This window comes from Gleimia hominis, assembly GCF_032085515.1.
Lineage (GTDB): Bacteria > Actinomycetota > Actinomycetes > Actinomycetales > Actinomycetaceae > Gleimia > Gleimia hominis.
This window is the reverse complement of record NZ_JASXSX010000009.1, coordinates 1-6,058: the sequence shown is the minus strand read 5'-3', so window position 1 is coordinate 6,058 and position 6,058 is coordinate 1. Positions and strand designations below refer to the sequence as shown.

The window sequence follows — 6,058 nt, the reverse complement described above, 5'->3', positions numbered from 1 at the left end:
CGCGCGATGCCTTCACCTATACGCCCCCAGCAGGGACGAAACCGGACGGGATAAAAAATCAGTCACAAAAAACCGCGTCAACCCTTAATACGGACGCAGCAAGAACGGGCCTAGGGTTAATACCTTGTTTGATTCAAGGTTTTTGTGCGCGGTTGGCCCCGCCCGCTGACCTCTGACAAGGCGTGAGAGATTCGACGGCCCCTACCCCTCGCCAGGCTTTCGACGTTGCCGCGTGTCAGGAGAACTCGACTAGGGTCGGCATCTTTGAGGTTCCAGATGATCGACGCGACAGAGCGCGACGTGGCGCTTCTAATACGTGTAGACCCGAGGTTGTTGCCGCCAACGGTCGTCATCGAGCGCGGTCTGCCTAGAGTGGCAGGGCTTGCACAGGCTTCGCAGGTTCCCAAAGTCGTGGGTGCCGCCATGCTCGAGCGGCAGCACGTGGTGAACCTCTTGGACAGGCGTGTAGCGGCCTTGTTTAAGGCAGTCCTCGCAGAGTGGATGTTGTGCGACGTAGGCGGCGCGGATCTTACGCCACCTAGAGTCGTAGCGTTTATTGATGGCCGGGTCACGCTGATACTTGCGGTAGCGTGCGTCTTCCGCCTTGGCATGGGTCTCGCAGTAGCGTTTGTGGGTGAGCTCGGGGCATCCGGGGTGGGAGCACGGGCGGGCTGGTTTGACCGGCATCACTGGCTCCTTTTCCGAACATGGTGAAGCCCCAAGACACCCAGCCAAATGAACTGGCCGCGTCTTGGGGCTTTTCCTACTTTTCAACCACTTACAGTATTTCACCCTGAAAACGGGTTTTCCATCGCCTGGTTCGGATACCTGCTAACGCTTGGGTGCAACTACCCAAGGCTTTTAGACTCGGCCGTAGAGAGCAACAGCGAGCCGGTCAAGAGCACGGTTCTTCCTGCGGTAGACACTATCGCGCTCAATGTAAAAATGGTCGCTGATCATTGCTACCCGCTCGTCTTGGCTGCCTTCCCCGAGAAAGAAGTTCTCGAGCACGTATTGATCATCTTCGGAGATAACTTCCCATGCGGGCAGGAACCACGCCAAGTATTGACGCGCCTGAATCTCGCGCTGGTTAAGCAAGTCAATGCGATCCAGCGTAGCGGCAATCCGGGCCTGCCCAGCATGGGGATCCGGGTTGCGTGGCATCCCGTCGAGTTTCGCTGATGCCGGAGCAGCGAGGTCTTCGCGCAGCTGGCGGGCTTCAGAAGCGGTCTCCTCTGGGGTATTGGCGGCGTTTTCCATCACCGGATAGTCTTGCAGCGCTTTGATCGCGGCCTTGCGGGTGTCGAGGTATTTGGTCATCACATGCATGATGTGTCCTTCCTGGTGGTTGTGTGAATTTCGTGTACGACCGCGTCGATCAACGCAGCCTGCGTATCGTTTTTGGCATCGAGCGCTTTCAGGACGGCTTCATCGAGCGTTCCTTCAGCGACCAGATGCGTGATCGTGACCGGCTCGGCCTGGCCTTGCCGATAAAGCCGGGCATTGGTCTGCTGGTAAAGCTCCAGGCTCCACGTCAGGCTGAACCACACCAGCAGATGCCCACCAGCCTGCAAGTTGAGCCCGTGACCAGCGGATGCTGGATGAATCAACCCGAGGGGTATTTCGCCGTTGTTCCACGCCTCAATATCGGCCGAGGTTTTCAACTCGCGAGCCTGTGGGAAGCGGGCGTGGATTCTGGCGAGGTCGTGTTTGAACCAGTAGGCAACCAGCAGGTTTTGCCCGTTGGCTGCTTCGATGAGGTCTTCGAGGGCGTCGAGCTTCCGATCATGCACGCCTGCCCACTGAGCATCGCCTGTGTAGATTGCGCCCGATGCTAACTGCAGCAGCTTGCCCGACAGCGCGGCAGCATTAGCTGCATCAACCGTCGCCTCACCGAGTTGGAGTACGAGGTCTGCCTTGAGCTGCTCGTAGACCTTGCGCTCCTTCGGTTCCAGCACCACAGGCGTTGTCGTCACCGTCAACGGCGGGAGCATCAGGTGGTCGGTGGTTCGCATCGACAACGTCATGTCACCAATCGCCGCATAGATCTCGTCCTCAGCACCCGCGCGAGGCTTGTAGGTGAACACCTGCATCCCACCCCGCTTATCGGGCACGAACCAACGCTCGCGATAACGGGTGATGAACCGTCCGAGCCGAGTTCCGCCGTCGAGGAGACGGAACTGCGCCCAGATGTCCATCAGCCCGTTCGATGCGGGCGTTCCGGTCAGGCCGACCCAGCGCTTCACGTGCGGCCGCATCTTCACCAGCGCAGTGAACCGCTTGGCTCGGTGGTTCTTGAAGCTGGAGAGTTCGTCGATGACGACCATGTCAAACGGCCACTGGGAGCCGTAGTGGCTGACGAGCCACGGGATGTTTTCCCGGTTGATGACCGTCACCGTCGCCGACGCCGCGAGAGCATCCAGCCGGTCTTGTTTGGTGCCAACAGCGACCGCAACCGTCAAACCTTCGAGGTGATCCCATTTGGCTATTTCGGCTGGCCACGTATCGCGGGCAACTCGCAGCGGCGCGATGACGAGGACGCGGTGGACGGTGAAGTAGTCGAGCATGAGCTGCCAGATCGCCGTCAGGGTGATCACCGATTTGCCCATGCCAAGACCGAGGAATACTGCGGCCTCATAGTGGTCGATGATGAACTGGGTTGCTTGTGTTTGGTAGTTATGCGGCTGATAGTGCATCACACACCTCCCTAATACCGTCAGCTGAATCAATGACGAAAGTGGTGAATCCTTGGTTTTGTAGTTGTTTCATCCGGTGTTCTTGGATTGGGCGGGGCTTCCTGCCTGGTGTTTTGACCTCGACGAAAACGGCCCGTCCGTCGCGGAGGCAGATACGGTCTGGTACTCCCGTGGTTCCAGGGCAGATGAGTTTCCAGCACAACCCGCCCATGTCTTCAACGGTTTTTCGCAGTTGTTGTTCTAGTTGTTTTTCCATGTCACATCTCCTTGTGGTTGGAGAAGTGTAGGGCGTGTTGGTTGTTTCCCTATTTATATATAGAAAAAATATTTTTTCATTTCTATTTTTTCTACGCGATTAATATATATAGACCTACACGCCCTACACTTCTCCAACCACAAGGAGATGTGACATGGAAAAACAACTAGAACAACAACTGCGAAAAACCGTTGAAGACATGGGCGGGTTGTGCTGGAAACTCATCTGCCCTGGAACCACGGGAGTACCAGACCGTATCTGCCTCCGCGACGGACGGGCCGTTTTCGTCGAGGTCAAAACACCAGGCAGGAAGCCCCGCCCAATCCAAGAACACCGGATGAAACAACTACAAAACCAAGGATTCACCACTTTCGTCATTGATTCAGCTGACGGTATTAGGGAGGTGTGTGATGCACTATCAGCCGCATAACTACCAAACACAAGCAACCCAGTTCATCATCGACCACTATGAGGCCGCAGTATTCCTCGGTCTTGGCATGGGCAAATCGGTGATCACCCTGACGGCGATCTGGCAGCTCATGCTCGACTACTTCACCGTCCACCGCGTCCTCGTCATCGCGCCGCTGCGAGTTGCCCGCGATACGTGGCCAGCCGAAATAGCCAAATGGGATCACCTCGAAGGTTTGACGGTTGCGGTCGCTGTTGGCACCAAACAAGACCGGCTGGATGCTCTCGCGGCGTCGGCGACGGTGACGGTCATCAACCGGGAAAACATCCCGTGGCTCGTCAGCCACTACGGCCCCCAGGGGCCTATTGACATGGTCGTCCTGGACGAACTCGCCAGCTACCAGAACCACCGCGACAATCGGTTGACTGCGCTGCTGAAGATGCGGCCGCCCGTGAAGCGCTGGGTCGGCCGCACCGGATAGCCCGCATCGAACGGGCTGATGGACATCTGGGCGCAGTTCCGTCTCCTCGACGGCGGAACTCGGCTCGGACGGTTCATCACCCGTTATCGCGAGCGTTGGTTCGTGCCCGATAAGCGGGGTGGGATGCAGGTGTTCACCTACAAGCCTCGCGCGGGTGCTGAGGACGAGATCTATGCGGCGATTGGTGACATGACGTTGTCGATGCGAACCACCGACCACCTGATGCTCCCGCCGTTGACGGTGACGACAACGCCTGTGGTGCTGGAACCGAAGGAGCGCAAGGTCTACGAGCAGCTCAAGGCAGACCTCGTACTCCAACTCGGTGAGGCGACGGTTGATGCAGCTAATGCTGCCGCGCTGTCGGGCAAGCTGCTGCAGTTAGCATCGGGCGCAATCTACACAGGCGATGCTCAGTGGGCAGGCGTGCATGATCGGAAGCTCGACGCCCTCGAAGACCTCATCGAAGCAGCCAACGGGCAAAACCTGCTGGTTGCCTACTGGTTCAAACACGACCTCGCCAGAATCCACGCCCGCTTCCCACAGGCTCGCGAGTTGAAAACCTCGGCCGATATTGAGGCGTGGAACAACGGCGAAATACCCCTCGGGTTGATTCATCCAGCATCCGCTGGTCACGGGCTCAACTTGCAGGCTGGTGGGCATCTGCTGGTGTGGTTCAGCCTGACGTGGAGCCTGGAGCTTTACCAGCAGACCAATGCCCGGCTTTATCGGCAAGGCCAGGCCGAGCCGGTCACGATCACGCATCTGGTCGCTGAAGGAACGCTCGATGAAGCCGTCCTGAAAGCGCTCGATGCCAAAAACGATACGCAGGCTGCGTTGATCGACGCGGTCGTACACGAAATTCACACAACCACCAGGAAGGACACATCATGCATGTGATGACCAAATACCTCGACACCCGCAAGGCCGCGATCAAAGCGCTGCAAGACTATCCGGTGATGGAAAACGCCGCCAATACCCCAGAGGAGACCGCTTCTGAAGCCCGCCAGCTGCGCGAAGACCTCGCTGCTCCGGCATCAGCGAAACTCGACGGGATGCCACGCAACCCGGATCCCCATGCTGGGCAGGCCCGGATTGCCGCTACGCTGGATCGCATTGACTTGCTTAACCAGCGCGAGATTCAGGCGCGTCAATACTTGGCGTGGTTCCTGCCCGCATGGGAAGTTATCTCCGAAGATGATCAATACGTGCTCGAGAACTTCTTTCTCGGGGAAGGCAGCCAAGACGAGCGGGTAGCAATGATCAGCGACCATTTTTACATTGAGCGCGATAGTGTCTACCGCAGGAAGAACCGTGCTCTTGACCGGCTCGCTGTTGCTCTCTACGGCCGAGTCTAAAAGCCTTGGGTAGTTGCACCCAAGCGTTAGCAGGTATCCGAACCAGGCGATGGAAAACCCGTTTTCAGGGTGAAATACTGTAAGTGGTTGAAAAGTAGGAAAAGCCCCAAGACGCGGCCAGTTCATTTGGCTGGGTGTCTTGGGGCTTCACCATGTTCGGAAAAGGAGCCAGTGATGCCGGTCAAACCAGCCCGCCCGTGCTCCCACCCCGGATGCCCCGAGCTCACCCACAAACGCTACTGCGAGACCCATGCCAAGGCGGAAGACGCACGCTACCGCAAGTATCAGCGTGACCCGGCCATCAATAAACGCTACGACTCTAGGTGGCGTAAGATCCGCGCCGCCTACGTCGCACAACATCCACTCTGCGAGGACTGCCTTAAACAAGGCCGCTACACGCCTGTCCAAGAGGTTCACCACGTGCTGCCGCTCGAGCATGGCGGCACCCACGACTTTGGGAACCTGCGAAGCCTGTGCAAGCCCTGCCACTCTAGGCAGACCGCGCTCGATGACGACCGTTGGCGGCAACAACCTCGGGTCTACACGTATTAGAAGCGCCACGTCGCGCTCTGTCGCGTCGATCATCTGGAACCTCAAAGATGCCGACCCTAGTCGAGTTCTCCTGACACGCGGCAACGTCGAAAGCCTGGCGAGGGGTAGGGGCCGTCGAATCTCTCACGCCTTGTCAGAGGTCAGCGGGCGGGGCCAACCGCGCACAAAAACCTTGAATCAAACAAGGTATTAACCCTAGGCCCGTTCTTGCTGCGTCCGTATTAAGGGTTGACGCGGTTTTTTGTGACTGATTTTTTATCCCGTCCGGTTTCGTCCCTGCTGGGGGCGTATAGGTGAAGGCATCGCGCG

General features: G+C 57.9%; 9 protein-coding genes. 5 read left to right on the top strand and 4 right to left on the bottom strand.

Going from position 1 to position 6,058, the window contains the following annotated elements:
• Positions 1-309: 309 nt before the first annotated feature.
• From QS713_RS09060 to QS713_RS09045, 4 genes are all read right to left on the bottom strand, one after another.
• Positions 310-687, bottom strand: a complete 378-nt coding sequence (locus QS713_RS09060; RefSeq protein ID WP_313274698.1) for an HNH endonuclease — start codon at positions 685-687, stop codon at positions 310-312.
• A 174-nt stretch (positions 688-861) separates the two neighbouring features.
• Positions 862-1,329: a hypothetical protein gene (locus QS713_RS09055; RefSeq protein WP_313274700.1), complete on the bottom strand. Its 468-nt coding sequence runs from the start codon at positions 1,327-1,329 to the stop codon at positions 862-864.
• Positions 1,320-2,696 (bottom strand): SNF2-related protein, encoded by a 1,377-nt coding sequence (locus tag QS713_RS09050; RefSeq protein ID WP_313274702.1) that lies wholly within the window; start codon positions 2,694-2,696, stop codon positions 1,320-1,322. Before QS713_RS09050 ends, QS713_RS09055 begins: the two co-directional genes overlap by 10 nt.
• Positions 2,677-2,952: a VRR-NUC domain-containing protein gene (locus QS713_RS09045; RefSeq protein ID WP_313274701.1), complete on the bottom strand. Its 276-nt coding sequence runs from the start codon at positions 2,950-2,952 to the stop codon at positions 2,677-2,679. The genes QS713_RS09050 and QS713_RS09045 overlap by 20 nt, the downstream gene beginning before the upstream one ends.
• Positions 2,953-3,106: 154 nt before the next feature.
• Between QS713_RS09045 and QS713_RS09040 the strand changes: the two genes are divergently transcribed.
• The 5 genes from QS713_RS09040 to QS713_RS09025 all read left to right on the top strand — a co-directional run bounded on the left by QS713_RS09040 (position 3,107) and on the right by QS713_RS09025 (position 5,749).
• Positions 3,107-3,382, top strand: coding sequence for a VRR-NUC domain-containing protein (locus tag QS713_RS09040; RefSeq protein WP_313274701.1), 276 nt, complete (start codon positions 3,107-3,109; stop codon positions 3,380-3,382).
• On the top strand, positions 3,363-3,842 hold the full coding sequence (locus tag QS713_RS09210; RefSeq protein WP_512699827.1) for an SNF2-related protein: 480 nt from the start codon (positions 3,363-3,365) through the stop codon (positions 3,840-3,842). Before QS713_RS09040 ends, QS713_RS09210 begins: the two co-directional genes overlap by 20 nt.
• 18 nt (positions 3,843-3,860) lie before the next feature.
• Positions 3,861-4,739: a DEAD/DEAH box helicase gene (locus tag QS713_RS09205; protein WP_512699826.1), complete on the top strand. Its 879-nt coding sequence runs from the start codon at positions 3,861-3,863 to the stop codon at positions 4,737-4,739.
• Positions 4,730-5,197, top strand: coding sequence for a hypothetical protein (locus tag QS713_RS09030; protein ID WP_313274700.1), 468 nt, complete (start codon positions 4,730-4,732; stop codon positions 5,195-5,197). The genes QS713_RS09205 and QS713_RS09030 overlap by 10 nt, the downstream gene beginning before the upstream one ends.
• A 174-nt stretch (positions 5,198-5,371) precedes the next feature.
• Positions 5,372-5,749 (top strand): HNH endonuclease, encoded by a 378-nt coding sequence (locus QS713_RS09025; protein WP_313274698.1) that lies wholly within the window; start codon positions 5,372-5,374, stop codon positions 5,747-5,749.
• The last annotated feature ends 309 nt before the right edge of the window (positions 5,750-6,058 follow it).